Consider the following 25,414-nt stretch of genomic DNA (forward strand, 5'->3'; position numbering starts at 1 on the left):
GCGAAACCTCGGGAGCGACCGCGTGGAGCTGGCAGACCTGCGGACCTTCGTCGCGGTGGCGCGCGCGGGCGGCATCACGCGCGCGGCCGCGCAGCTGCACACCGTGCAGTCCAGCGTCAGCGCACGAGTGGCGGGGCTGGAGCGGGAGCTCGGCGCGACGCTGCTCCGCAGGCACGCGCGCGGCGTCACCCTGACCGCGGCCGGCGAGCAGTTCCTCGGCTACGCCCGGCAGATCACCTCGCTCGCCGAGGAGGCCGCACGCGTCGTCCGGGGCGAGACGCCCGGCGGGCCGCTGCGGATCGGGGCGATGGAGACCACCGCCGGGTTCCGGCTGCCGCCCGTCCTCGAGGCCTACACCGCCGCCTGGCCGGACGTCGAGCTGTCCGTGCTGACCGGCCCCACCGACGAGCTGGTGGCGCGGGTGAAGGACCACTCCCTGGACGCGGCGCTGGTCGCCGGCCCCGTCGGTGACCGCGAGCTCCACGAGGAGGAGGTCTTCACCGAGGAACTCGCGCTCGTCACCGCAGCGCGCCACCGCCACCTGGACGACGCGCTCCGCGGACCCGGCGGCCCCCGGCTGCTCGTGTTCCGCGCGGGATGTTCCTACCGGCGCAGGCTCGAAGCCGTGGTCCGGGAGCGCGGGGTGGAGCCGAAGGTCCTCGACTTCGGTTCCGTCGAAGGCATCCTCGGCTGCGTGGCCGCCGGTCTCGGCATCACGATGCTGCCCCGGGCGTTGGTCGAGGGCTCCGCGCTGCGGCACCGGCTCCGCCTGCACCGCACGCCCTCCGGGGGCACAGCGGCGACGGTGTTCGTGCGTCGCCGGGACGCACCCGTCACCGCGGCCCTGGCGGAGTTCTACCGTCAGCTCCGCGACGCCCGCAGCACCCCGGGACGCGACGCCTCGTGTCCTCAGAGGACTGATCACGCTGTTGTGCTCGGTCCTGGCGGCGGTCACTGAGGGCCGGTCCGTGCTGACGTCGCGGGAGCGTGCCGCTGGGGGCCGAGGCGACGGTCCCGCCCTCGTCGTCGTGCCGGCGCGGCCGGGGCCGGGCGCCGGGTGGCACCATGTCGTGGCATGACGCGGTCGTTCACCCTGGTGCAGCTCCGGTACTTCTGCGCGGTGGCCGAGCTGGAGAACATGACCGCCGCGGCGGCCGCGCTCAACGTCACGCAGTCGACGCTGTCCTCCGCGGTCGCCCAGCTCGAGCAGGTCATGGGCACCCAGCTGTTCACCCGGCTCCCGCGCCGCGGGCTGCGGCTGACGTCCGCCGGCCGGCGCCTGCACGACAACGCCCTGCGGCTGCTGGAGGAGGCCGACCAGCTGCCGGGCGTGGTCCGCGAGGAGGGGCCGACGCTGGTCGGGGACCTCACCGTCGGGGTGTTCGGGCCGCTCGCGCCGTTCCGGGCCGCGGTCATCCTCGAGGAGTTCGAGCGCGAGCACCCCGGCGTCACGCTCTCCTTCCTGGAGGGCGACCAGGAGTTCCTGCGGCGGGCGCTGCGCGACGGGCGCTGCGAGGTCGCGCTGATGTACGACCTCGGCCTCGGGGGCGAGCTGCCGCGCCGGGTGCTCCGGCGCATCCCGCCGCACGTCATCGTGTCACCGGACCACCCGCTGGCGGCCACCCCGGACCAGCCGGTGAGCCTGCGCGAGCTGGCCGGCGAGCCGTTCATCCTGCTGGACCTGCCGCACAGCCGGGAGTACTACCTCAGCCTGTTCAAGCTCCTCGGCGTGGCCCCGCGCATCCGCCACCGCGCCAGCGGCTACGAGACCGTGCGGGCGTTCGTGGCGCGCGGGCACGGCTACTCGGTGCTCAACCAGCGGTTGCCGCACGACCTCACCTACGCCGGCAGCCCGGTCGTGCCGCTCCCGCTGGCCGAGGAGCTACCGCCGATCGAGGTACTGCTGGTGCGCCCGATCGGCTCCCGGCCGACGCTCAAGGCGCAGGCGTTCGAGGACGTCTGCCTGCGCGTCTACGGCGTGGCTCCGGAGTTTCCCATCGACTGAGTCGATCACACAGGTCCGCTCGATTCTGTTGGACAGCTCACGCCCGGCTGACCAGCATGGTCACACCCGCGGCGGCAATGTCGGCGTCGCCCCGCGACAGCTGGGAGCAGCCCATGACGACGAGTGCCCACCACGGTTCCGACACCCGCGGCAGGTCCCCGGCCACCACCGGGATCCAGAAGCGCGTCCTCGCGGGCGGCAGCGTCGGCCAGTTCATCGAGTTCTACGACTTCACCCTCTACGGGCTGTCCGCGGTGACCCTCGCCGGGCTGTTCTTCCCGGGGGAGAGCCAGCTGGCCAGCATGCTGTCGACCTTCGCCACCTTCGGCGTCGCCTTCTTCGTCCGGCCGCTCGGCGGTCTGTTCTTCGGCGCCCTCGGTGACCGGATCGGGCGGCGCAAGGTCCTCGCCACCACGCTGCTCACCATCGGCACCGCGACCGCGCTGATCGGGGTGCTGCCCACGTACGCGACGATCGGCGCCGCCGCGCCGGCCCTGCTGGTGCTGTGCCGGCTGGCGCAGGGCTTCTCCGCGGGCGGGGAGTCCGTCGGCGCACCGGCGTTCGTGTTCGAGCACGCCCCGCTGGACCGGCGGGGGTTCTGGCTGTGCCTCACCATCTCGGCGACGGCGCTGCCCTCGGTGGTCGGCGGGACCCTGCTGTTCGTGCTGTCGCAGCTGCTCAGCCCCGAGGCGTTCACGTCCTACGGGTGGCGCATCCCGTTCCTGCTGGCGTTGCCGCTGGCCTTCATCGGGCTGTGGATCCGCAGCCGCACCGAGGAGAGCCCGGCGTTCCAGCAGGTGCTCCGCAACGCCGAGCGCCGCGAGCACTCCCCGGTCCGCGAGGCGTTCCGGGAGAACAAGGTCCGGATGCTGCAGGTCGTCTTCGTGATGGGGCTGACCGCGCTGGGCTTCTACTTCCTCAGCGGCTACTTCGTGTCCTACCTGCAGGACTCCGGCCTCAGCCGGGAGTCGTCGCTGCTGGCCAACGCGGTGGCCATGCTGCTCTACGCGGTGCTGCTGCCGGTCGGGGGCCTGGTCGGCGACCGCGTCGGGCGCAAGCCCATGCTGGTGGCCGGCTCCCTCGCCCTGGTGGTGCTGGCCGTGCCGTCGTTCAGCCTGGTCACCAGTGGTTCCCTCGGGCTGGCGCTGCTCGGGCAGGCGCTGTTCGTGCTGGGCCTGACCACCTACGGCGGTGGGTGCTACGCGTTCTTCGTCGAGGTCTTCACGACCCGCACGCGGTTCACCTCCGCGGCGGTGAGCTACAACGTCGCCTACGCGGCCTTCGGCGGCACGGCACCGTTCGTCGGCACCTACCTGGTCGGCACCACCGGGCTGGCGGCGGCGCCGGGCTGGTACATGGGCGCCGCCGCGACGGTCGTGCTGGTCCTGCTGGTCACCACCCGGGTGCCGGAGACCCGGCAGCGAGTCGATGTGGAGGTTGTCCGATGAGCTCCGAAGCGTTCCTGACCGATTTCCACGAGGTGGCCCGGATCGGCGCCACGCCCGCGGGTGGCGTCGAGCGGCAGGCGGCCACTCCGGAGGACAGGGAGGTGCGCGACTGGTTCGCCGCGTTCGCCGCCCGGCGGGGCTGGCCGGTCCGGGTCGACTCCATCGGCAACATGTTCGCGCTCGTGGAGTGGCGGCCGGGCGCCGACTTCGTGCTGGTCGGCTCGCACATGGACAGCCAGCCGCTCGGCGGGCGCTTCGACGGCGCCTACGGCGTGATCGCGGCCCTGCACGCGGCGGACCGCATCGCCACCCGGGTGGCGCAGGGCGCCCCGCCGCCGGAGCACAACCTCGCGGTCGTCAACTGGTTCAACGAGGAGGGCAGCCGGTTCGCGCCCTCGATCATGGGCAGCTCGGTGTTCGCCGGGTTGATGGACGAGCAGGAGATGCTGCAGGTCACCGACCGCGACGGGGTCACCGTGGCCGAGGCGCTGGACGCCATCGGCTACCGCGGCACCGACGAGCGGCCCACCCCGGTCGCCTACGCGGAGATCCACATCGAGCAGGGCCCCGTCCTAGAGCGCGAGGGCATCCCGCTCGGCGCGGTGGACTGCAGCTGGTACACGCAGAAGCTCGACGTGGAGGTGCTGGGGGAGCAGTCGCACACCGGCGCGACCGCGATGGCCGACCGCCGCGACGCCCTGGTCGCCGCGTCCGAGGTGGTGCTGCTCGTCCACGACGTCACCGAGGAGTTCGAGCCGGAGTCGATGGTGTCCTCGGTGGGCTACCTGACCCTGGAGCCGAACTCGCCGATCGTGGTGCCGCGCCGGGTCCACCTGGTCGCCGACCTCCGCGCCAACCGGCCGGAGATCGTGCAGCAGGCCCGCGACCTGCTGCTGGAGCGGATCGCGGAGGTCGCGCGCAAGCGGGACCTGACCATCGACGTGCGGGACTTCGACGTCCGGCCGGTCCAGCGCTTCCCCGAGGAGGGGCTGGAGCTCAGCGAGAAGGTGGCCGCCGAGCTCGGCGCGGGCATCCGGCGGATCAACACCATGGCCGGGCACGACTCGGTGGCGATGAACCGCATCGTCCCGTCGGTGATGCTGTTCGTGCCGTCCGTCGACGGGGTCAGCCACTGCGAGCGCGAGTTCACCACCGACGAGCAGATGGTCGTGGGCGTCGACGCGCTCACCGAAGCCACCTGGAAGCTGCTGCACGGCGAGCTCGACGGGGTGCGGGAGGAGCAGCGGTGACCGACGCCGACCTCGCCCACCTCGACGCGGTCTCCGCGCTGCGGGCCTTCCGCGCCCTGGAGCTGTCGCCGGTGGAACTGCTGGAGGCCCTCACGGCCCAGGTCGAGCGGGTCAACGGCGACCGGGAGACCGGCGTCAACGCCTTCACCGAGACCCTGTTCGACGAGGCGCGGGCCGAGGCCGAGCGCGCCGCGGACGCCTACGTCCGCGCCGCCCGCGCGGGGGAACCGACCCCGCCGCTGCTCGGGATCCCGGTGGCCACCAAGGAGAAGCACCCCCTCGCCGGGCGGCGGATCGAGCAGGGGCTGGCCGCGCACGCCGGACGCGTGGCGGACGCCGACCACCCCGTGGTGGAGCGCGTCCGGCAGGCGGGCGGGATCGTCCACGCCCGCACGACCTCGCCGGAGTTCAGCTGCGCCACGGTGACGCACAGCCCGATGTGGGGCATCACCCGCAACCCGTGGAACCTCGCTGCGACACCGGGAGGGTCGTCCGGCGGGTCGGCCGCGGCCCTCGCCGCGGGCATGACCACGCTGGCGACCGCCTCCGACATCGCCGGGTCGACCCGCGTGCCCGCGGCGTTCACCGGGACCGTCGGGTACAAGGCGCCCTACGGCCGGATCCCGGGCCTGCCGCCGCTCAGCGCCGACTGGTACCGGGGCGACGGGCCGATGGCGCGCACCGTGGCCGACACCGCGCTGCTCGCCTCGGTCATGGCGGGACGGCACCCGGTGGACCACACCTCGTGGGGGCCGCACGGTGAACCGGTCCCGCTGCCCGAGGACCCGGTGGCCGCGCTGCGCGGGGTGCGGATCGGGCTCTCGGTGCGGTTGGGGGGCTTCGCGGTCGACCCCGAGGTCGAATCGTCCACACTGGACGTGGCGAAGCGGCTCGAGGACGCCGGGGCCGTGGTGGTGCCGGTGGAGCTGCCGTGGACCAGCGGCCAGGTGATGCGCACCATCTTCGCCCACTTCGGACAGGTCCTCGGTCCCGCCGTGGAGCGGGAGTCCGGGGGACTGCACCGGTTGGCGCCGTACACCCGGCGCTTCGTCGAGGACGCCCGCCGGGCGGCCGAGCGCGACGGCCTCCTCGACTCCCTCGCGCTCGACACCGCGATGCAGCGCGAGCTGGCGATCGCGATGTCCGGGGTGGACGCGCTGCTGTGCCCGACCAACGCGGTGACGTCGCTGGCGGCCGACAGCGACTACCTGGACGGCATCGAGATCGCCGGCAGCCACCGGGACCACTACTGGGAGGCGCACCTGACCAGCCCGTTCAACGTGGCCAACCGGTGCCCGGTGCTGTCGGTGCCCAGCGGCACGGCGAGCAACGGGGTGCCCATCGGGGTCCAGGTGGTGGCCCACCCGCACGACGAGCGGACGGTGTTCGCCGTCGGCGCCGCCGTCGAGGCTCTCGTCCCCCGGAAGCCGTGGCCGACGCTCGGGGCCGAGCAGGGCACCGGCTCCCCGACCTGACCCCGCGGCCCGCGCAGCGGGAAGACGCTGCGAGGGCTGCGGTCAGCGCATCCGGCCGACGGCTCCGTAGCCGTTGGTCGGTGGTTCGTCGGTGGCCTCGGGCCAGTGGTTGATCGGGGTGAGGCCGGGTTCGACGAGCTCGCAGCCCTCGAACAGCGCGGCGATCTCCTCGCGGGTGCGCAGCACCAGCGGTGTCGTCGTGCCGCGGTAGACCTCCTGGCCGCCCCGGGCCTCGTGCTCGCTCATGGTGATCCGCGCCGCGTGCGACAGCGCCAGGTAGCTGCCCGGCGGGCAGGCCTCGCGGTAGGCGCGCAGGACGCCGAGCGGGTCATCGGAGTCGGGCACGAAGTGCAGGATGGCCACGGCCAGCACGGCGACCGGGCGGGAGAAGTCGAGCAGCCCGGACACCCCTGGTGCGGACAGGACCGCTCGCGGCTCGCGGATGTCGGCTTGGGTGACGCTGACGTGCGGCTCGTCGGCGAGGAGCGCGCGGGCGTGCGCGACGGCGACGGGCTCGACGTCGACGTAGGCGACGCGGGCCTCGGGATCGTGCTGGTGGGCGATCTCGTGCACGTTGCCGACGGTGGGCACCCCGGAGCCGAGGTCGAGGAACTGGTCGATGCCCTGGTCGCACAGGTACCGCACCACGCGCCCGAGGAACCACCGGTTCATCCGGGCGAACCGGCCGATCTCCGGGGTGACCGCCAGCGCCTTCTCGGCGGCCTCGCGGTCGACGGCGAAGTTGGCCGCTCCGCCGAGGTAGTAGTCGTACATCCGCGCCACGTTCGGCGAGGACGTGTCCACCTGCGGACCGGTCGGCTGCGCGTCGTCGCGGTCAGGACGCTCCATCGTCACTCCTCCCCGTCGTCGGCGACACCCTAGCTCTTGCGGGGCCGAGGTGGTCCCCGGACGGAGCGGTCAGCGGCGGTGGGGCGGTGGCGGGTTCTCCAGCGGGATCCCGTCCGGGGACAGCGGCGGCGCGGGCAGGTCGGCGCTCGAGGTGAGCGGGGCGGCGCCCTGCAGGGCCCGCCCGGCCGGTTCCCGGACCAGCAGCGTGCTCACCACGCCGATCACCCCGGCGGCGACGAGGTAGTAGCCCGGCCAGTCCAGGTCGCCGGTCGTGGTCACCGCGACCCCGATGATCGTGGGTGCGGTGCCGGCGAAGGCCGACACGAACACGTTGAAGACGATGGACAGGCTGCCGTACCGGACGAAGGTGGGGAACAGCGCGGGCAGCGTCGACGGGGTCACCGCCGCGAAGCAGAGCAGCGCGAACCCCATGACCGCCAGGCCGAGCAGCTGTCCCTCCGGCCCGGCCCGCAGCAGCCACACCGAGGGCAGCCCGAGCAGCACCAGCACCGCGCTGCCGGTGAGCAGCACCGGTTTCCGGCCGATCCGGTCGCTGAGCAGGCCGGTGGGGACGATGGCGCAGAGCATCGCGAGCATGACGACCACCTGCAGCGCGGTCGCCAGCGCTCCGCTGGTCCCGCTCTGGCCGTGACCGGGCAGGGTGCGCGTCAGGTAGGTCGGCACGTAGTTGGTCAGCACGTAGTTGGTGGTGTTCCAGGCGACGACGAGCCCACCCGCCACCAGTGCCGCGGAACGGCACCGGGTGAGCAGGATCTGGAACACCCGCCGCAGCGCCATCGTGGCCATCGCCGGGGAGCGCTCCATCAGCTGCCGGAACGCGGGCGTCTCCGCCAGGCGCAGCCGGAGGTAGAGCCCGATGACCCCCAGCGGCAGGGCGAGCAGGAAGGGCAGCCGCCACCCCCAGGACAGCAGGTCGTCTCCCGGCAGCACGGCGACCAGGAGGGCGGAGACGCCGGCGCCGACCGCGTACCCGGTGATCGTGCCGAACTCCAGCCAGCTGCCGAGGAACCCGCGCCTGCGGTCCGGCGCGTACTCGGCGACCAGGGTCACCGCGCCGGTGTACTCGCCGCCCGCCGCGAAGCCCTGCACCAGGCGGATGAGCAGCACGATCGCCGGGGCCGCGGGGCCGAGGGCGTCGTAGCCGGGCACCACGCCGAGCAGCGCGGTCGCGACGGTCATCAGCAGGATGGTCGTGGACAGCACCCGGGTCCGGCCGATCCGGTCGCCCATCGGTCCGAAGAGGACACCGCCGAGCGGGCGCACCACGAACGCGGCGGCGAACGTGGCCAGGGTCACCACCGCCGCCCATTCGCCGGCGTCGGGGAAGAAGACCCGGTCCAGGGCGACGGCGGCGAGGTAGGAGTAGATGCCGAAGTCGTACCAGGAGGCGAAGTTGCCCAGCGTCGCCGCCGTCGTGGCGCGGCGGATGGTGCGAGCGTCCTCGATGGCCGGCTCGCCGCCCACCGGCACGGGCGGCCCGGTCACCCGGCGGCTCCGGCCCGACCGGTCCACGACGACCAGCAGAGCTGACGCATGACCACTCCTGATCGGTGAACTGATATATCTGAGCACGGTAACGGGGACGCCACGGGTGGTCAAGGGTCGGCTACGGGCCCGCGAGCTGCCGCAACCGCTCGTGGACCTCGTCGGCCGCTTCGGCGAGAACCCGTGCCACGTCGGGGAAATCGGCGGGGCGGAGGTGCTCGGGGCCGGCCGACACGCTCAGCGCGCCGGCCAGGCGGCCGCCCGGGGCGCGGACCGGCACCGCGACCGAGTGCAGGTCGGGTTCGAACTCGCCGCTGGAAGCGGCCCACCCCCGGGCGCGCACCCGGAGCAGGTCGGCCACCAGGGCCCCGCGCGAGGTGATGGTGTTCGCGGTGAACCGCTGGAGCGGGCCGCGCAGGACCTCGTCGAGGTCCTCGTGGGCGTAGTTGGCGAGCAACGCCTTCCCGCTCGCGGTGGCGTGCAGCGGCACGCGGAGCCCGATCCAGTTCCGCTCGGTGCTGGGCTCCTGCACGACCGCGGTCGCGCCGCCGCTCTCGCGGACGCTCAGGCTCACCGTCCCGTGCAGCTCGGCGGCGAGCCGGACGCAGACCGGGTGGCTCTCCCGGGCGATGTCCAGCTGCGCGGTGGTCGCCCCGGCCAGCCGGACGATGCCGAACCCGAGCTGGAACTTCCCGCGGGAACCGGACTGCTCGACGAACCGGTACTTCTCCAGCGCGGTCATCAGCCGGGACGCGGTGGACTTGTGCACGCCCAGTTCGCGCGCCAGCTCGGTGACGCCGGACGGGCCGCGGCGGGCCAGGAGGACGAGCATCGACAGGGCCCGGTCCACGGCTTGCGTGGGCGTCCGAGGCTCGGCTGCGGCATCGCCGTTGTTGTTCATCGTGCAACTCCGAACTGGTGGCGGGCTGATCTCGGTCCGGACGATTGACGGGCCGGGGCCGGTGCCTGATGCTCTGTTGCGAATCACACGTCGTGTTCCTCAATCAGCAACAGGAGCAGCGATGATCCCAGTTGGTCCGGTCTCCGCCATCCCGGTCGGAGAGTCTGTACGTGTGCAGGGCAGCGTGGCAATCGCGGTGTTCAACGTGGAGGGCGAGTTCTACGCGATCGACGACACGTGCACCCACCAAGACGCTTCGCTGTCGGACGGGTGGCTCGAGGGCTGCGCCGTCGAATGTCCGCTGCACGCCGCGTGCTTCGACCTGCGCACGGGCCGGCCCAGCGGGCCGCCCGCGCGGAAGCCGGTGCGCACGCACCAGGTCGTCGTCGACGACGGGCAGGTCTACGTGCTCGAGTCGGCGGGGGTCGAGGCCGGTGCCGCCGGAGCGGTCGCGGAAGAGGTCCGGTGATGCGGACGATCGCCGTCGTCGGGGCCTCCCTCGCCGGGCTGACCACCACCCGGGCCCTGCGCGACCAGGGGTTCGAGGGGCGGATCGTGGTGATCGGCGACGAGACCCACGCGCCGTACGACCGCCCGCCGCTGTCGAAGGAGTTCCTGGCCGGCACGGTCTCGGCGGACGACCTGGCGCTGTCGACCCCCGAGGACGACGCGCTGGCCGCCGAGTGGCGGCTGGGCCGCACCGCGGTCGCGCTGGACACCGCCGACCGGGCGGTGGTCCTCGACGACGGCGAGCGGGTCGTGGCCGACGCCGTGGTGCTGGCGACCGGTGCCCGGGCGCGCCGGTTGCCGGGGGAGCTGCCCCGGGGCGTGCACACGCTCCGCACCTACGACGACGCGGTCGCGCTGCGCGCGGACCTGGTCGCCGGAGCCCGGCTGGTGGTGGTCGGGGCGGGGTTCATCGGCTCCGAGATCGCCTCCACCGCACGGGGTCTGGGCGTCGAGGTCGACGTCGTCGAGACCGCGCGGGTGCCGCTGCAGAAGCCGCTCGGCGCCGAGATGGGCGCGGTGTGCGCCGGGCTGCACGCCACCCGGGGCGTGCGGTTGCACACCGGCGTCGGTCTCGCCGAGGTCCTCGGGGCCGAGCGGGTGACGGGCGTCCGCCTGACCGACGGCCGGGAGCTGCCCGCCGACGTGGTCGTGGTCGGCATCGGGGCCGAACCGTGCGTGGAGTGGTTGCACGGCTCGGGCGTCGACCTCGACGACGGGGTGGTCACCGATGCCCAGGGCGCCACCAGCGTGCCGGGCGTCTTCGCGGTCGGCGACTGCGCCCACTCCCACCGGCCCTTCCTCGGCGCGCCCCGGCGCCTGGAGCACTGGACCAACGCCGTGCAGCAGCCGGTCGCGGCGGTCTCGGCGCTGCTCGGCCGGGACCACTCACCGCCGCCGCACCACGAGGTGCCGTACTTCTGGTCGGACCAGTACGGCCACACGATCCAGTTCGCCGGCCACCGGACCGCCGGGTCCCGGATCGAGGTGCTCGAGGGCAGCCTGGAGTCCCTCGACTTCCTCGCGCTCTACCGGGACTCCGAGGGCACCCCGGAGGCCGTGCTCGCCATCGACCGCGCCCGCTCGTTCGGGCGGTGGCGCCGCCAGCTCGCCGGAGCCGTGCTGGCGACGCGCTGATCTCGACCGCAGCGGTGGCCCACCGGGCCCCGCGCCGACCCACCACCCGCAGAAGGGGAGGACCGTTCGTTGAGTTCCGTCGAAGTCCACAGCCAGCAGCCGGAACCCACTGGCAGCCTGATCCCGACCCTGCCGGGGTCGCACTACACCGACCCGGCGGTGTTCGAGCTCGAGAAGTCCCGCATCTTCCAGCGGCACTGGTTCGCCGCGGCCCGCAGCAGCGACGTGCCCACCCCGGGCAGCTTCCGCAACGTCGACGTCGGCGGCGAGAGCGTGCTGGTCGTGCGCGGCCGCGACGGTGCGCTGCGCGCCTTCCTCAACGTCTGCCGGCACCGCGGCGCACGCCTGTGCGTCGAGGAGTCGGGTTCGGTCCGGCGCTCCCTGCAGTGCCCCTACCACGCGTGGACCTACGGCCTCGACGGCAAGCTCGTCGCGGCGCCGAACCTGGGCTCGATGCAGGACGTCGACCGCGACGAGTACGGCCTCATCGGCGTCCACCTCCGCGAGTGGCTCGGCGCGGTGTGGGTGTGCCTGGCCGACGAGCCGCCGTCGTTCGAGGAGACCGTGCAGGGCGCGGTGACCGTCCGGCTGGGCGACGACACCACCATCGACCGGTGGGGCATCGAGGACCTGGTCGTCGGTCGCCGGATCACCTACGACGTGAAGGCGAACTGGAAGCTCATCGTCGAGAACTTCATGGAGTGCTACCACTGCGCGACCATCCACCCGGAGCTGACCGAGGTGCTGCCCGAGTTCGCCGACGGCTACGCGGCGCAGTACTACGTGGGCCACGGGGCGGAGTTCGCCGAGGAGGTCACCGGGTTCACCGTGGACGGTCAGGGTGGCTTCGGCGCCCTCGCGGGCGTGGACGCCGAGCACGACCGGCGCTACTACGCGATCACGATCAACCCGCAGGTCTTCCTCAACCTCGTCCCGGACCACGTGATCTTCCACCGCATGTACCCGGTGGCGGTGGACCGCACGATCGTCGAGTGCGACTGGCTGTACGCGCAGGAGGTCGTCGACAGCGGGGCTGACCTGTCCGCGTCCGTGGAGCTGTTCCACCGGGTCAACCAGCAGGACTTCGACGCCTGCGAGCGCTGCCAGCCGGCGATGTCCTCCCGGGCGTACGCGAACGGTGGCGTGCTCGTCCCGAGCGAGCACCACATCGGGCAGTTCCGCGACTGGGTCACGGCCGCTCTCGCCGACTGACCCCCCGCGAGCCCGGACCCGGGGCGCACTGCGCTCTGGACTGATATACCAGTGATGTGTCACCCTGCTGGCACACGGTTCCAGAGCCAGTGCTCCCGGTCCGGGCTCGCGCCCCGCCGCCCCACTCCCTCCGCATCCCCCCGAGCAGAACGACGAAGGAGAACCACCGCATGTCGCAGGAAGTCCGCGGAGTCGTCTCGACCGCCAAGGGCAAGCCCGTCTCCGTGGAGACGGTCGTGGTCCCCGACCCGGGGCCCGGTGAGGCCGTGGTGCGGGTGCAGGCCTGCGGGGTCTGCCACACGGACCTGCACTACCGCGAAGGCGGGATCAACGACGAGTACCCCTTCCTGTTGGGCCACGAGGCCGCCGGGGTCGTGGAGTCGGTCGGCGACGGCGTCGCCGGCCTCGCGCCGGGCGACTACGTGGTGCTCAACTGGCGCGCGGTCTGCGGGCAGTGCCGGGCCTGCCGCAAGGGCAAGCCGCAGTACTGCTTCGCCACGCACAACGCGACGCAGAAGATGACGCTGGCGGCGACGGGGGAGGAGCTGACCCCGGCGCTGGGCATCGGCGCCTTCGCGGAGAAGACCCTGGTGGCCGCCGGCCAGTGCACCAAGGTCGACCCGCGGGTCGCGCCGCAGGTGGCGGGTCTGCTCGGCTGCGGCGTGATGGCCGGGATCGGCGCCGCGATCAACACCGGCGGCGTCGGCCGGGGCGACTCGGTCGCGGTGATCGGCTGCGGCGGTGTCGGTGCCGCCGCCGTCGCCGGGTCCCGGCTCGCCGGCGCGACAACGATCGTGGCGGTGGACCGGGACCCGCGGAAGCTGGAGACGGCCCGGGAGTTCGGCGCCACGCACGTCGTCGATGCCCGGGACGCCGACGTGGTCGAGCAGGTCCGGGCCTGCACCGGTGGTTTCGGCGCCGACGTGGTGATCGACGCCGTCGGTCGCCCGGAGACCTGGAAGCAGGCCTTCGAAGCCCGCGACCTGGCCGGGACGCTCGTGCTGGTCGGGGTGCCGACCCCGGACACGGTGGCGCCGGAGCTGCCGCTGATCGAGTACTTCAGCCGCGGTGGTGCGCTGAAGTCGTCGTGGTACGGCGACTGCCTGCCCTCCCGCGACTTCCCGGTGCTGGTCGACCTGCACCTGCAGGGCCGGCTGCCGCTGGAGAAGTTCGTGAGCGCGGAGATCTCCCTCGACGACGTGGAGGGCGCCTTCGACGCGATGCACCGCGGTGACGTCCTGCGCTCGGTGGTGGTCCTGTGATCGAGCACCTGGTGACCTCGGGGACGTTCTCCCTGGACGGGGGCACCTGGGAGGTCGACAACAACGTCTGGATCGTCGGGGACGACCGCGAGGTCGTGCTCATCGACCCGGCGCACGACGCGGACGCGGTGGCCGCCCAGGTGGCGGACCGGCGGGTGACCGCGATCGTGTGCACCCACGCCCACGACGACCACGTCAACCAGGCGCCGGAGCTGTCCCAGCGGTTCGGGGCGCCCGTCCTGCTCAACCCGGACGAGGCGCCGCTGTGGGAGCTGACCCACCCGGACCGCCTCCCGGACGAGGAGCTGCGGGACGGGCAGGTCCTCTCGGTCGCGGGAACCGAGTTGCGGGTCCTGGTCACGCCGGGGCACTCGCCGGGCTCGACCTGCCTGCACGCCCCCGAGCTCGGGGTCGTGTTCACCGGGGACACCCTGTTCCGCGGCGGGCCCGGGGCCACCGGCCGGTCCTGGTCCAGCTTCGACGACATCATCGCCTCGATCCGGGGCACGTTGCTCGCCCTCCCGGCGGAGACGACCGTCCACACCGGACACGGGGAGTCGACGACGATCGGTGCGGAGGCCCCGCACCTGGAGGAGTGGATCGCGCGGGGGTGCTGACCTCGGCGCGGAGGACGGGATCCCCCTGAGCTGTCGACCGCGGTGGCGGCAGCTCCCTTCTTGGCCCATGACTGATGTACCAATCCGCGACCACAGGAGGTCGGCCGCATGCCCACAACGGTTGATCGGGGAGTGCCGAGCGCGCTCGGGTTGTCGCTGGCGGAAGCGGACCCGGAGGTCCACGCGGCCGTCAGCCGGGAGATGGCCCGGCAGCGCGGCACGCTGGAGATGATCGCCAGCGAGAACGTCGCGCCGCTGAGCGTGCTGCAGGCGCAGGGCTCGGTGCTGACCAACAAGTACGCCGAGGGCTACCCGGGACGTCGCTACTACGGCGGCTGCGAGCACGTCGACGAGGTCGAGCAGCTGGCGATCGACCGGGCCAGGGCGCTGTTCGGCGCCGACCACGCGAACGTGCAGCCGCACTCCGGCGCCCAGGCCAACGCGGCGGTCCTGGCCGCCCTGCTGGAGCCCGGCGACACCTTCCTCGGGCTGGACCTCGCGCACGGCGGGCACCTCACGCACGGCATGCGGCTGACCTTCTCCGGGAAGCACTTCGACGCCGTCCCCTACCACGTGCGCGAGGACGACCACCTCGTCGACATGGACGAGGTCGAGCGGCTGGCGAAGGAGCGGCGCCCGAAGCTGATCATCGCGGGCTGGTCGGCCTACCCGCGGCACCTGGACTTCGCGGAGTTCCGGCGGATCGCCGACGAGGCCGGGGCCTACCTGGTGGTGGACATGGCGCACTTCGCCGGTCTGGTCGCGGCCGGGCTGCACCCGTCGCCGGTCCCGCACGCGCACGTGGTCACCTCCACCACGCACAAGACCCTCGGCGGCCCGCGCGGCGGCCTCGTCCTCGCGCAGGGCGACCTCGCGGGACGACTCGACCGCAGCGTCTTCCCCGGGACGCAGGGCGGTCCGCTGGAGCACGTGATCGCGGCCAAGGCGGTGGCGTTCAAGCTCGCCGGGGAGGAGGCCTTCCGCGACCAGCAGGAACGGACCCTCGCCGGCGCGCGGATCCTCGCCGAGCGGCTGCTGGTCGAGCCGGGCGTGGGCGTGGTCTCCGGCGGCACCGACGTGCACCTGGTGCTGGTCGACCTGCGCGAGTCCGAGCTGGACGGCAAGCAGGCCGAGGACCGGTTGCGCCGGGTCGGCATCACGGTCAACCGCAACGCCGTCCCGTTCGACCCGCGCCCGCCCGCGGTGTCCTCCGGCGTGCGCCTCGGCACCCCCGCGCTGGCCGCCCGCGGCTTCGACGAGGAGGACTTCCTCGAAGTCGCCGACATCGTCGCGCTGGCGCTGCGCCCCGACACGCCGGAGGCCGGCCTCGACGCCCTCGCCGCGCGCGTCGCCGACCTCGCCGAAAGCCGTCCCCTCTACCCGGAGCTGCACGCATGAGCACCACGACCACACCCCCGGGCGCGGACCTGCCCGACCACCCCGACTTCCTGTGGCGCAACCCGGAGCCGAAGAGCTCCTACGACGTGGTCATCGTCGGCGGGGGCGGGCACGGCCTGGCCACCGCGCACTACCTGGCCAAGAACCACGGCATCACCGACGTCGCGGTGCTGGAGAAGGGGTGGCTCGCGGGCGGCAACATGGCCCGCAACACCACGCTGATCCGGTCCAACTACCTGTGGGACGAGTCCGCGACCATCTACGAGCACGCCCTGAAGCTGTGGGAGGGCCTCGAGGACGACCTCGGGTACCCGATCCTGTTCTCCCAGCGCGGCGTGCTCAACCTCGCCCACACCGAGCAGGACGTCCGCGACTCGATCCGCCGCGTCGAGGCGAACAGGCTCAACGGCATCGACGCGGAGTGGCTCACCCCGGACGAGGTCGAGCAGGTCTGCCCGATCGTCAACACCTCCGCGGACATCCGCTACCCGGTGCAGGGCGCCACCTACCAGCCCCGGGCCGGCATCGCCAAGCACGACTACGTCGCGTGGGGCTTCGCGCGGCGCGCCGACGAGGCCGGCATCGACCTGGTCCAGGACTGCGAGGTCACCGGTTTCGACGTCGACGGCGACCGGGTGACCCGGGTGCGCACCACCCGCGGCGACATCGCCTGCGGCACCGTCGCGCTGTGCGCGGCCGGGCACACCTCGGTGCTGCTGGACCAGCTCGGCGTCCGCACCCCGCTGCAGTCGCACCCGCTGCAGGCGCTGGTGTCGGAGCTGCTGGAACCGGTGCACCCGACGATCGTGATGTCCAACGCCGTGCACGTGTACGTCTCCCAGGCGCACAAGGGCGAACTGGTGATGGGCGCGGGCGTGGACTCCTACAACGGCTACGGCCAGCGCGGCGCGTTCCACGTCATCGAGCGGCAGATGGCGGCCGCGGTCGAGCTGTTCCCGGTCTTCGCCCGCGCGCACCTGCTGCGCACCTGGGCCGGGATCGTCGACGTCACCCCGGACGCCAGCCCCATCGTCGGGCGCACCCCGTACGACAACGTCTACCTCAACTGCGGGTGGGGGACCGGCGGGTTCAAGTCCACGCCCGGGCTCGGCTGGTGCTTCGCGCACACCATCGCCCACGGCGAGCCGCACCCGTACCTCGCCCCGTTCTCCCTGGACCGCTTCACCACCGGCGCGCTCGTGGACGAACACGGTGCCGCCGCGGTCGCCCACTGAACCCGAGGACTGCCATGCAACTCATCCACTGCCCCTGGTGCGGCCTCCGCGAGGAGGTCGAGTTCCACTACGGCGGCCAAGCCGACGTGCCCTACCCGGAGGACCCCGCGGAGCTCACCGACCAGGAATGGGCCGAGTACGTGTTCTACCGCGACAACCCGAAGGGACCGTTCGCGGAGCGCTGGTGCCACAGCACCGGCTGCCGCCGCTGGTTCAACGCGGTCCGCGACACCCGCACCTACCAGTTCCTCGCCACCTACCAGGTCGGCCACCCCGTTCCCGAGGCAGCGCTGGAGGTGGGGCGGTCATGAGGATCGAGGGGTACGGGCGCATCGACCGCAGCCGGACGCTCACCTTCACCTTCGACGGTCGCACCTGGACCGGGCACCCAGGCGACACGCTGGCCTCGGCCCTGCTGGCCCACGGCGTCCACCTCGTCGGCACCAGCGTGAAGCTGGGGCGGCCGCGCGGCATCGGCGCCGCGTGGACCGAGGACCCGACGGGACTGGTGCAGGTCGAGCGGCCGTTCCCGGAGCCGATGCTGCAGGCCGCCGCGGTCGAGCTGACCGACGGGCTGGTCGCCCGCGGGGTCAACGGGCAGGGCCGCCTCGCCGAGGAGCCCGACCCGGCCCGCTACGACCGCAAGCACACCCACGTCGACACCCTGGTGATCGGCGCCGGCCCGGCCGGGCTGCTGGCCGCGCGCCGTGCCGCACGGGCGGGCGAGAGCGTCGCCCTGGTCGACGACCGGGCCACCCCGGGCGGCAGCCTGACCGGGACCGAGTGCCTCGACGGCCTGCCCGCGCTGGAGTTCGTGGCGGACGTGGTCGCCGAGCTGGCGGCCAACCCGGACGTGCTGCACCTGCAGCGCACCACCGCGTTCGGCCACTACGACGACGGGTTCGTGCTCGCGCTGGAGCGTCGCGCCGACCACCCCGGGGCCGACCCGGCCGCGCACCGCAGCCGGCAGCGCGTGCACCGGATCCGCGCGGCGCGGGTCGTGCTGGCCACCGGTGCCCACGAGCGGCCGATCGTGTTCGCCGACAACGACCGCCCGGGCATCATGCTGGCCTCCTCGGCGCGGGACTTCCTGCACCGCTACGGCGTGCGCGCTGGCCGCGAGGTGGTGGTCTTCACCAGTGACGACTCCGCGTACGCCGCGGCCGTGGACCTCGCCGACGCGGGCGCGTCGGTGACCGTCCTCGACGCCCGAGAAGACCCGCCCGCGGAGTGGGCGAGGCGGGCAGCGGACCGGGGTATCCCGGTGCGTCCGTCCACTGTGGTCGTCGGGACCGAGGGGGTGGAACGCGTCCGCGCGGTGACCGCGCGCGGCGCCGGTGGCGACGAGCGGATCCCGGCGGACCTGCTGCTGGTCTGCGGCGGCTGGAACCCCGCCGTGCACCTGTTCAGCCACGTCCGGGGCGCGCTGACCTACGACGCCGCGCTCGGCGCCTTCCGCCCGGCCGGGAACCTGCCCGGCGTGACCGTGATCGGCGCGGCCGGCGGCACCTTCGACCTGGCCGACGTGGTGCGCGAGGCCGCCGGGGACGACGCGCCCGTGGTCGAGGCGGAGCCGAAGCGCACCCCGCCGGCGGTGCTCTGGCGCACCGACGGCGACCCGGGCCGGCAGTTCGTCGACATCCAGCGCGACGCCACGGTGGCCGACATCGGGCGCGCGGTCGGCGCCGGCCTGCGCTCGGTGGAGCACGTCAAGCGCTACACCACCATCGGCACCGCGCACGACCAGGGCAAGACCTCCGGGGTGATCGCCTCGGGGATCACCGCGGAACTGCTCGGCCGCCCGGTCGAGGAAGTGGGCACCACCACGTTCCGCCCGCCCTGCACGCCGGTGGCGTTCGCCGCGCTGGCCGCGCGGGAACGCGGCACCCTGTTCGACCCCGAGCGGACCACCGCCGTGCACCCCTGGCACGTGGAAGCCGGTGCGGTGTTCGAGGACGTGGGGCAGTGGAAGCGCCCCCGCTACTACCCGCGACCCGGCGAGGACGTGGAGACCGCGGTGCTGCGCGAGTGCGCCGCGGCGCGCAGCTCGGTGGGCATCATCGACGGCTCCACGCTCGGCAAGATCGACGTCCAGGGCCCGGACGCCGGGGTGTTCCTCGACCGGCTCTACACGAACGTGATGAGCACGCTCAAGGTCGGCCGGGTGCGCTACGGCGTGCTGTGCGGCAACGACGGCATGGTCTTCGACGACGGCACGGTGCTGCGGATCGACGAGGACCGCTTCCTGGTCACCACCACGACCGGGGGTGCGGCCGCGGTCCTGGACTGGATGGAGGAGTGGCTCCAGACGGAGTGGCCCGAGCTGCGCGTGCACCTGACGTCGGTCACCGAGCACTGGGCGGTCTTCCCGGTCGTCGGCCCGCGCTCGCGGGAGGTGCTCGCCCGGGTCTTCCCGGACGTGGACCTGTCCAAGGAGGGCTTCCCGTTCATGTCCTTCCGGGACACCACCCTCGACGGCGTCCCGGTGCGCATCGCCCGGATCTCCTTCTCCGGGGAGCTGGCCTTCGAGGTCAACGTCGACGCCCACCACGGCCTCGCGCTGTGGAAGCGCCTGCTGGCAGCGGGGGAACCCTTCGGCATCACGCCGTACGGCACCGAGACGATGCACGTCCTGCGCGCCGAGAAGGGCTACCCGATCATCGGGCAGGACACCGACGGCACCGTCACGCCCCACGACCTGGGCATGGACTGGGTGGTGTCGAAGAAGAAGGCCGACTTCATCGGCAAGCGGTCGTTCTCCCGGGCGGAGAACCGCAACCCGCTGCGCAAGCAGTTCGTCTCGCTGCTGCCGACCGACGGGACCACCAAGCTGCGGGAGGGCTCGCAGGTCGTGGAGCACTGCGGGAACGGCACCCTGCCGGAGCCCCCGGTCCCGATGCTCGGCCACGTCACCTCCAGCTACCGCAGCGCCGAGCTCGGCCGGCCGTTCGCCCTGGCGCTGGTGAAGGGCGGCCGCGCCCGCATCGGCGACCTCGTGCACGTGCCCATGGACGGCGCCCTCGTCGAAGCCCGGATCGGCGACACCGTCCTGGTGGACCCGGAAGGAGCGCGCCGCGATGGCTGAACCCCTGCACGCGACCCACCCGCTGGAGCCCTGGCGGGCCGCGCTGGCGGAGCTGACCTGGGCCGTCGACGGGCTCGTGGTCAAGCCGGAGGACCCGGTGGCCGCCACGGACCTGCGCACCGCCCCCACCGGGCCCGGGGCGGAGGCCGTCGAGCACGCGCTCGGCTCGCCGCTGCCCGTGCAGCCCGGCACCTGGACCGCCACCGCCGACGGTCAGGTCATCTGGCTCGGCCCGGACGAGTGGCTGGTGACCAGCGGGACCTCCCGCCCGCACGAGCTGGAGGAGGCGCTCCGCAAGGTCGTCGCCGAGCACGGCGGTGCGGCGGTGGACGTCACCGCGCAGCGCACCACCATCCGGTTGAGCGGCCGGCTCGCCCGCGAGCTGCTCTCCTTCGGTTGCTCGATCGACCTGCGCCCCGCGTCGTTCCCCCGCGGGTCGTGCGCGCAGACCACCGTCGGCCGGGCGGGCGTGCTGGTCGTCGCGCTCGGCGACGGCGACGACTTCCGGCTGTTCGTCCGGTCGTCGTTCGCCGGCTACCTCGCGGACTGGCTGCTCGACGCGGCCCAGGAGTTCCGCTGACCCCCGAACCGACTCCCGCAGGCCACGGTCACCGCGGACCGTCCAGTTAGGAGAGACGTCATGAGCACCACCCCACGCGTCGTCATCATCGGAGCCGGGATCGTCGGTACCAACCTGGCCGACGAGCTCACCCAGCGCGGGTGGACCGACATCACCGTGCTCGACCAGGGGCCGCTGCCCCTCGCCGGTGGCTCGACCTCGCACGCACCCGGGCTCGTCTACCAGACCAACGCGTCGAAGACGATGACCCAGTTCGCCACCTACACCGTGCAGAAGTTCTCCTCGCTCGACGTGGACGGCGCCTGGTGCTTCAACCAGGTCGGCGGCCTCGAGGTCGCCACCACGCCGGAACGGCTCGCCGACCTGCACCGCAAGCAGGGCTGGGCCACCGCGTGGGGAGTCCCGGGGGAGGTCGTCGGCCCGGAGCGCTGCGCCGAGCTGCACCCGCTGGTCGACCCCGAGCGCGTGCTCGGCGGCTTCCACACGCCCACCGACGGGCTGGCCAAGGCCTCCCGCGTGGTCACCGCGCTGATCCGCCGCACGGAGTCCCGCGGCGTGGTGTTCCGCGGCTCCACCCGGGTCGTCGACGTCCTCCGGCGGGGCGGCCGCGTCACCGGGGTGCGCCTGGACAGCGGTGAGGAGGTCCCGGCCGATGTCGTGGTCTGCTGCGCCGGGTTCTGGGGCCGCGCGCTCGGCGAGCTGGTCGGCATGAAGGTGCCGCTGGTGCCGCTGGCCCACCAGTACGTGCGCACCGGGCAGGTCGCGGAACTGGTCGGCCGCAACGACGAGGTCATCGAGGCGCGGTTGCCCATCCTGCGGCACCAGGACCGCGACCTGTACTTCCGCGAGCACAACGACTGCCTCGGCATCGGCAGCTACGCCCACCGCCCGATGCCCGTGCAGCTGTCCGAGCTGCCCGAGGCCAGCGGGGACGGTGCCGCGATGCCGTCGATGCTGCCGTTCACCGAGGAGGACTTCGCCCTCTCCTGGGAGCACAGCAAGGAACTGCTCCCGGCACTGCGGGACGCCAAGATCGACACCGGGTTCAACGGCATCATGTCGTTCACCCCCGACGGCGGCCCGCTGGTCGGCGAATCCCCGGACCTGGCCGGCTTCTGGGTCGCCGAAGCGGTGTGGGTGACGCACTCGGCGGGCGTGGCCCGCGCCGTCGCGCAACTGCTCACCGAGGGCCGCAGCGAGCTCGAGCTGCACGGCTGCGACGTCAACCGGTTCGACGAGGTCGAGACCACCGACGCCCACGTCGAGGAGACCGCGCAGCGCGGCTTCGTCGAGGTCTACGACGTGGTGCACCCGCTGCAGCCCAAGCTCTCGCCGCGCGAGCTGCGGGTCAGCCCGTTCCACGCGCGGCAGGAGGAGCTCGGCGCGTTCTTCCTCGAAGCCCACGGCTGGGAGCGGCCGCACTGGTACGGGGCCAACGGCCGGCTGGTGAAGGAGCTGCCGCCCGAGTGGCAGCCGCCGTCGCGCGACGCGTGGTCGGCGATGTACCACTCGCCGATCGTCGCCGCCGAGGCCTGGAAGACCCGCACCGCGGTCGCCCTGTACGACATGACCTCGCTCAAGCGGATCGAGGTCAGCGGGCCAGGTGCCGTCGACTTCCTGCAGCGGATGACCACCGGCAAGGCGGACAAGTCCGTCGGCTCGGTGACCTACGCGCTCATGCTGGACAGCGCCGGGGGCATCCGCTCGGACGTCACCGTCGCCCGGCTCGGCGAGGACCTGTTCCAGCTCGGCGTCAACGGCAACCTCGACCTGGTCCACCTCCGGCGCGAGGCACCGGACGACGTGCAGGTCCGCGACATCACCGGTGGCACGTGCTGCATCGGCGTGTGGGGACCGCTGGCCCGCGACCTGGTGCAGCCGCTGACCCGCACCGACTTCTCCCACGAGGCGCTGAAGTACTTCCGCCTCACCCGCGCCGAGATCGCCGGCATCCCGGTCACCGCCATGCGGCTGTCCTACGTCGGCGAGCTCGGGTGGGAGGTCTACACCAGCGCCGAGCACGGCCGGCGGCTGTGGGACGCGCTGTGGGAGGCCGGGCAGCCGCTGGGCGTCATCGCCGCCGGCCGGGCCGCGTTCAACAGCCTCCGGCTGGAGAAGGGCTACCGGTCGTGGGGCGCGGACATGACGACCGAGCACGACCCGTTCGAAGCCGGTCTCGGGTTCGCCGTGAACAGCGAGAAGACCGGCTACGTCGGGTGCGAGGCGGTCGCCGAGCTGAGCCGGCGGCCGGTCACCCGGCGGCTGACCTGCCTGACCGTCGACGACGGCCGCAGCGTGGTGATGGGCCGCGAACCGGTGTTCCTCGACGGCGAGCCCGCGGGGTACGTCACCTCGGCGGCGTTCGGCCACACCATCGGCAGGCCGATCGCCTACGCCTGGCTGCCCGCGTCGGCGGTCGAGGGCACCTCGGTGGAGATCCAGTACTTCGACCGGAAGGTGCGTGCCACCGTCACCGCCGAACCGCTCGTCGACCCGGAGATGGCCCGCATCCGCCGGTGACCCGGACCGGGGTGCGCGGTCCTGCGGCCGGTGTCCGCGCACCCCTCCCACCCCTGCGGGCCCAGCCCGCCGAGCAGGAAGACCGATGCCATGCGCAAGGACAGCCTCGAGACGTTCCTGGGCTCCCTCGCAGCCCGGCTCCCCGCCCCGGGCGGCGGGGCGAGCGCCGCGCTGCACGCCGCCCAGGCCGCCGCGCTGACCGGGATGGTCGCCCGGTACAGCGAGCAGGACGCCGAGCACGCCGCGACCGTCACCGCGGTGCGGGACACCGCGGACGAGCTCCGCGAGCGCGCGCTCGCGCTGGCGGAGGACGACGCCGCCGCGTTCGGCGCCGTCAGCGACGCCTACCGCCTGCCCCGGTCCACCGACGAGGAGAAGGCGGCGCGGTCGCGGGCCATCGCCGCCGCGCTGGTCGGGGCGGGCCGGGTGCCCGCGGAGGTGGTGGCCGTCGCCGGAGAGGTCGTCGCCCTGGCCGAGCAGCTGCTCCCGGTCGGCAACCGCACCGTGCTCAGCGACGTCGCCGCCGCAGCGGACGCCGCACGTGCCGCGGCCACCACGGCGCGGGTCAACGTCGAGGTGAACCTGACCGGGATCACCGACGACGCCGAGCGCGCGGAGCTGACCGCGGCCATCGCCGGCGTCGACGACCTCGCCGCCCGCGCCGACGAGGTCACCGCGGCGGTGCGGGAGGTGATCGCGCGATGACCCTCGTCTCCGACGCGGCGACCACGGCGGTGCTCAGCGGTGTCGAGCTCGCCCAGGAGATCCGGGCCCAGGTCACCGCGACCGCGGCGGAGCTCACCGACGCCGGTGTCCCGCCCCGCCTCGCGGTCGTGGTCGCCACCGACGACGAGTCCACCGCCTGGTACGTGCGCTCGATCGCCCGCGCCGCGTCGCGGACGGGGATCCGGTGCGACGTGGTGGACCTGGGCGCGCACGCGGCGCCCGACCGGATCCGCGACGAGCTGGCGGCCCTGAGCGAGGACCCGTCGGTCCACGGGATCGTGCTGCAGACCCCGCTGCCCGGTGCCGCCCGCGCCGAGGAGCTGGCCGCCGCCCTCTCCCCGGAGAAGGACGTGGACGGTGCCAACCCGGTGTCGCTGGGGCGGCTCAGCGCCGGACTGCCCGCGTTCGCGCCGGCGACCGCCGCCGCCGTGCTGGAACTGCTGGACCACCACCAGGTCCCGCTGTCCGGGCGCCGTGCCGTGGTGGTGGGCCGGTCCAACGTCGTCGGCAGGCCGGTGGCCCAGCTGCTGCTGCGCCGCGACGCGACGGTGACGGTGTGCCACCGCTGGACCCGCGACCTGGCCGCGCACACGCGGCAGGCGGAGGTGCTCGTGGTGGCCGTGGGCGAGGCCGGGCTCGTCGGCGCCGAGCACGTGGGCCCCGGCGCGGTCGTGGTCGACGTCGGCACCAACCCCACCGACGACGGCGGGCTGGTCGGTGACGTGGACGCCGGCGCGGTGACCGGTCGGGCGGCGGGGCTGACCCCGGTGCCCGGTGGTGTCGGGCCGGTGACGACGGCCCTGCTGCTCCGGCACACCGTCGACTCGGCGCGGCGGTGCACGACATGACCGGGCCGCACGCCACCGCGGAGCCGGCGACCGGGCGCCTGGTGCGGATGCTGCGCGGTCCGCGGCCGCTCGTGTGCGGGGTCCTCAACGTCACGCCGGACTCGTTCTCCGACGGCGGTGCGCACGCGGACCGCGACGCGGCCGTCCGGCACGGGCTCCGCCTGGTCGAGGAGGGGGCCGACGTCGTCGACGTCGGCGGGGAGTCCACGCGTCCCGGCGCGCGGCCACCGAGCCTCGCCGAGGAGCTCGACCGGGTCGTGCCGGTCGTCGTGGAACTGGCGCGGCGCACCGACGTCCCGCTGTCCGTGGACACCTCCCGCCCGGAGGTGATGACCGCGGCCGTGGCGGCGGGCGCGGCGATGGTCAACGACGTGCGCGCGCTGCGCTACCCGGGTGCGGTCGAGACGGTCGCCGAGCTCGGCGTCCCGGTCTGCCTGGCGCACATGCTCCGGCCACCGCACGTGATGCAGGACGACCCCCGCTACGTCGACGTGCTCGCCGAGGTGCTCGCGTTCCTGCGGGAGCGGGTGGAGCGCTGCGCGTGCGCGGGCATCCCGCGCGACCACGTGCTGGTCGACCCGGGCTTCGGCTTCGGCAAGACCCTGGAGCACAACCTCACCCTGCTGCGGTCGCTGCGGGTGTTCACCGAGCTCGGCGTGCCGGTGATGGCGGGGTTGTCGCGCAAGGCGATGCTGGGGCAGATCACCGGGCGGCCGGTGGCGCAGCGCACCGCGGCGTCGGTCACCGCGGCCGTCCTGGCGGCGCAGCGCGGCGCGAAGGTGCTCCGGGTGCACGACGTCGCGGCCACCGTCGACGCGGTGAAGGTGCTCGATGCCACCGAGGGCTGAGCGGG

The 25,414-nt window shown here is 73.5% G+C and carries 22 protein-coding genes; 19 read left to right on the forward strand and 3 right to left on the reverse strand.

Annotation, left to right across the window (positions count from 1 at the left end):
* Window positions 1-22: 22 nt before the first annotated feature.
* The 5 genes from HNR68_RS15340 (at window position 23) to HNR68_RS15360 (ending at window position 6,178) form a co-directional block, all read left to right on the forward strand.
* The gene (locus tag HNR68_RS15340) at window positions 23-958 is read left to right on the forward strand and encodes a LysR substrate-binding domain-containing protein (protein ID WP_179721585.1); all 936 of its coding nucleotides are present in this window, start codon (window positions 23-25) and stop codon (window positions 956-958) included.
* A 117-nt stretch (window positions 959-1,075) separates the two neighbouring features.
* The gene (locus HNR68_RS15345; RefSeq protein WP_179721587.1) at window positions 1,076-2,005 is read left to right on the forward strand and encodes a LysR family transcriptional regulator; all 930 of its coding nucleotides are present in this window, start codon (window positions 1,076-1,078) and stop codon (window positions 2,003-2,005) included.
* 113 nt (window positions 2,006-2,118) lie between these two features.
* Entirely contained in the window at window positions 2,119-3,453 is a 1,335-nt protein-coding gene (locus HNR68_RS15350) for an MFS transporter (RefSeq protein WP_179721589.1), read from the forward strand.
* Window positions 3,450-4,703, forward strand: a complete 1,254-nt coding sequence (locus HNR68_RS15355) for a M20 family metallo-hydrolase (protein WP_179721591.1) — start codon at window positions 3,450-3,452, stop codon at window positions 4,701-4,703. Before HNR68_RS15350 ends, HNR68_RS15355 begins: the two co-directional genes overlap by 4 nt.
* Window positions 4,700-6,178: an amidase family protein gene (locus HNR68_RS15360; protein WP_179721593.1), complete on the forward strand. Its 1,479-nt coding sequence runs from the start codon at window positions 4,700-4,702 to the stop codon at window positions 6,176-6,178. Before HNR68_RS15355 ends, HNR68_RS15360 begins: the two co-directional genes overlap by 4 nt.
* 42 nt (window positions 6,179-6,220) lie before the next feature.
* On the opposite strand, the gene HNR68_RS15365 is transcribed toward HNR68_RS15360, so the two are convergent.
* The 3 genes from HNR68_RS15365 to HNR68_RS15375 all read right to left on the reverse strand — a co-directional run bounded on the left by HNR68_RS15365 (window position 6,221) and on the right by HNR68_RS15375 (window position 9,434).
* Complete coding sequence (locus HNR68_RS15365) at window positions 6,221-7,027, reverse strand: SAM-dependent methyltransferase (RefSeq protein WP_179721595.1); 807 nt, start codon at window positions 7,025-7,027, stop codon at window positions 6,221-6,223.
* A 69-nt stretch (window positions 7,028-7,096) separates the two neighbouring features.
* Window positions 7,097-8,533: an MFS transporter gene (locus HNR68_RS15370; protein WP_179721597.1), complete on the reverse strand. Its 1,437-nt coding sequence runs from the start codon at window positions 8,531-8,533 to the stop codon at window positions 7,097-7,099.
* A gap of 121 nt (window positions 8,534-8,654) precedes the next feature.
* Window positions 8,655-9,434: an IclR family transcriptional regulator gene (locus tag HNR68_RS15375; RefSeq protein WP_179721599.1), complete on the reverse strand. Its 780-nt coding sequence runs from the start codon at window positions 9,432-9,434 to the stop codon at window positions 8,655-8,657.
* Between the two features lie 121 nt (window positions 9,435-9,555).
* Here HNR68_RS15375 and HNR68_RS15380 point away from each other — a divergent pair, with 121 nt between their 5' ends.
* From HNR68_RS15380 to folP, 14 genes are all read left to right on the forward strand, one after another.
* Complete coding sequence (locus tag HNR68_RS15380; RefSeq protein WP_179721601.1) at window positions 9,556-9,903, forward strand: bifunctional 3-phenylpropionate/cinnamic acid dioxygenase ferredoxin subunit; 348 nt, start codon at window positions 9,556-9,558, stop codon at window positions 9,901-9,903.
* Window positions 9,903-11,078: an NAD(P)/FAD-dependent oxidoreductase gene (locus HNR68_RS15385; RefSeq protein WP_179721603.1), complete on the forward strand. Its 1,176-nt coding sequence runs from the start codon at window positions 9,903-9,905 to the stop codon at window positions 11,076-11,078. The genes HNR68_RS15380 and HNR68_RS15385 overlap by 1 nt, the downstream gene beginning before the upstream one ends.
* Window positions 11,079-11,147: 69 nt before the next feature.
* Window positions 11,148-12,290 carry an aromatic ring-hydroxylating oxygenase subunit alpha gene (locus tag HNR68_RS15390; RefSeq protein WP_179721605.1) on the forward strand — a complete coding sequence of 381 codons (1,143 nt, stop codon included), beginning with the start codon at window positions 11,148-11,150 and terminating at the stop codon, window positions 12,288-12,290.
* Between the two features lie 170 nt (window positions 12,291-12,460).
* Entirely contained in the window at window positions 12,461-13,552 is a 1,092-nt protein-coding gene (locus HNR68_RS15395) for an S-(hydroxymethyl)mycothiol dehydrogenase (protein ID WP_179721607.1), read from the forward strand.
* Window positions 13,549-14,169, forward strand: a complete 621-nt coding sequence (locus HNR68_RS15400) for an MBL fold metallo-hydrolase (RefSeq protein ID WP_179721609.1) — start codon at window positions 13,549-13,551, stop codon at window positions 14,167-14,169. Before HNR68_RS15395 ends, HNR68_RS15400 begins: the two co-directional genes overlap by 4 nt.
* A 108-nt stretch (window positions 14,170-14,277) precedes the next feature.
* A complete protein-coding gene (locus HNR68_RS15405) occupies window positions 14,278-15,567 on the forward strand; it encodes a serine hydroxymethyltransferase (protein WP_179721611.1) in 1,290 nt (429 codons plus the stop codon).
* Window positions 15,564-16,802: a sarcosine oxidase subunit beta family protein gene (locus HNR68_RS15410; protein WP_179721613.1), complete on the forward strand. Its 1,239-nt coding sequence runs from the start codon at window positions 15,564-15,566 to the stop codon at window positions 16,800-16,802. The genes HNR68_RS15405 and HNR68_RS15410 overlap by 4 nt, the downstream gene beginning before the upstream one ends.
* A gap of 14 nt (window positions 16,803-16,816) precedes the next feature.
* Entirely contained in the window at window positions 16,817-17,113 is a 297-nt protein-coding gene (locus HNR68_RS15415) for a sarcosine oxidase subunit delta (protein ID WP_179721615.1), read from the forward strand.
* The gene (locus HNR68_RS15420) at window positions 17,110-19,887 is read left to right on the forward strand and encodes a 2Fe-2S iron-sulfur cluster-binding protein (protein WP_179721617.1); all 2,778 of its coding nucleotides are present in this window, start codon (window positions 17,110-17,112) and stop codon (window positions 19,885-19,887) included. The genes HNR68_RS15415 and HNR68_RS15420 overlap by 4 nt, the downstream gene beginning before the upstream one ends.
* The gene (locus HNR68_RS15425; protein WP_179721619.1) at window positions 19,880-20,467 is read left to right on the forward strand and encodes a sarcosine oxidase subunit gamma; all 588 of its coding nucleotides are present in this window, start codon (window positions 19,880-19,882) and stop codon (window positions 20,465-20,467) included. The genes HNR68_RS15420 and HNR68_RS15425 overlap by 8 nt, the downstream gene beginning before the upstream one ends.
* 60 nt (window positions 20,468-20,527) lie before the next feature.
* Window positions 20,528-22,987, forward strand: coding sequence for a GcvT family protein (locus HNR68_RS15430; protein WP_179721621.1), 2,460 nt, complete (start codon window positions 20,528-20,530; stop codon window positions 22,985-22,987).
* A gap of 90 nt (window positions 22,988-23,077) precedes the next feature.
* On the forward strand, window positions 23,078-23,692 hold the full coding sequence (locus HNR68_RS15435) for a cyclodeaminase/cyclohydrolase family protein (protein WP_179721623.1): 615 nt from the start codon (window positions 23,078-23,080) through the stop codon (window positions 23,690-23,692).
* Window positions 23,689-24,561 carry a bifunctional 5,10-methylenetetrahydrofolate dehydrogenase/5,10-methenyltetrahydrofolate cyclohydrolase gene (locus HNR68_RS15440; RefSeq protein WP_179721625.1) on the forward strand — a complete coding sequence of 291 codons (873 nt, stop codon included), beginning with the start codon at window positions 23,689-23,691 and terminating at the stop codon, window positions 24,559-24,561. The genes HNR68_RS15435 and HNR68_RS15440 overlap by 4 nt, the downstream gene beginning before the upstream one ends.
* On the forward strand, window positions 24,558-25,409 hold the full coding sequence (gene folP, locus HNR68_RS15445; protein WP_246330458.1) for a dihydropteroate synthase: 852 nt from the start codon (window positions 24,558-24,560) through the stop codon (window positions 25,407-25,409). The genes HNR68_RS15440 and folP overlap by 4 nt, the downstream gene beginning before the upstream one ends.
* Window positions 25,410-25,414 lie beyond the last annotated feature (5 nt).

The sequence above is a fragment of the Saccharopolyspora hordei genome (genome assembly GCF_013410345.1).
Classification (GTDB): domain Bacteria; phylum Actinomycetota; class Actinomycetes; order Mycobacteriales; family Pseudonocardiaceae; genus Saccharopolyspora; species Saccharopolyspora hordei.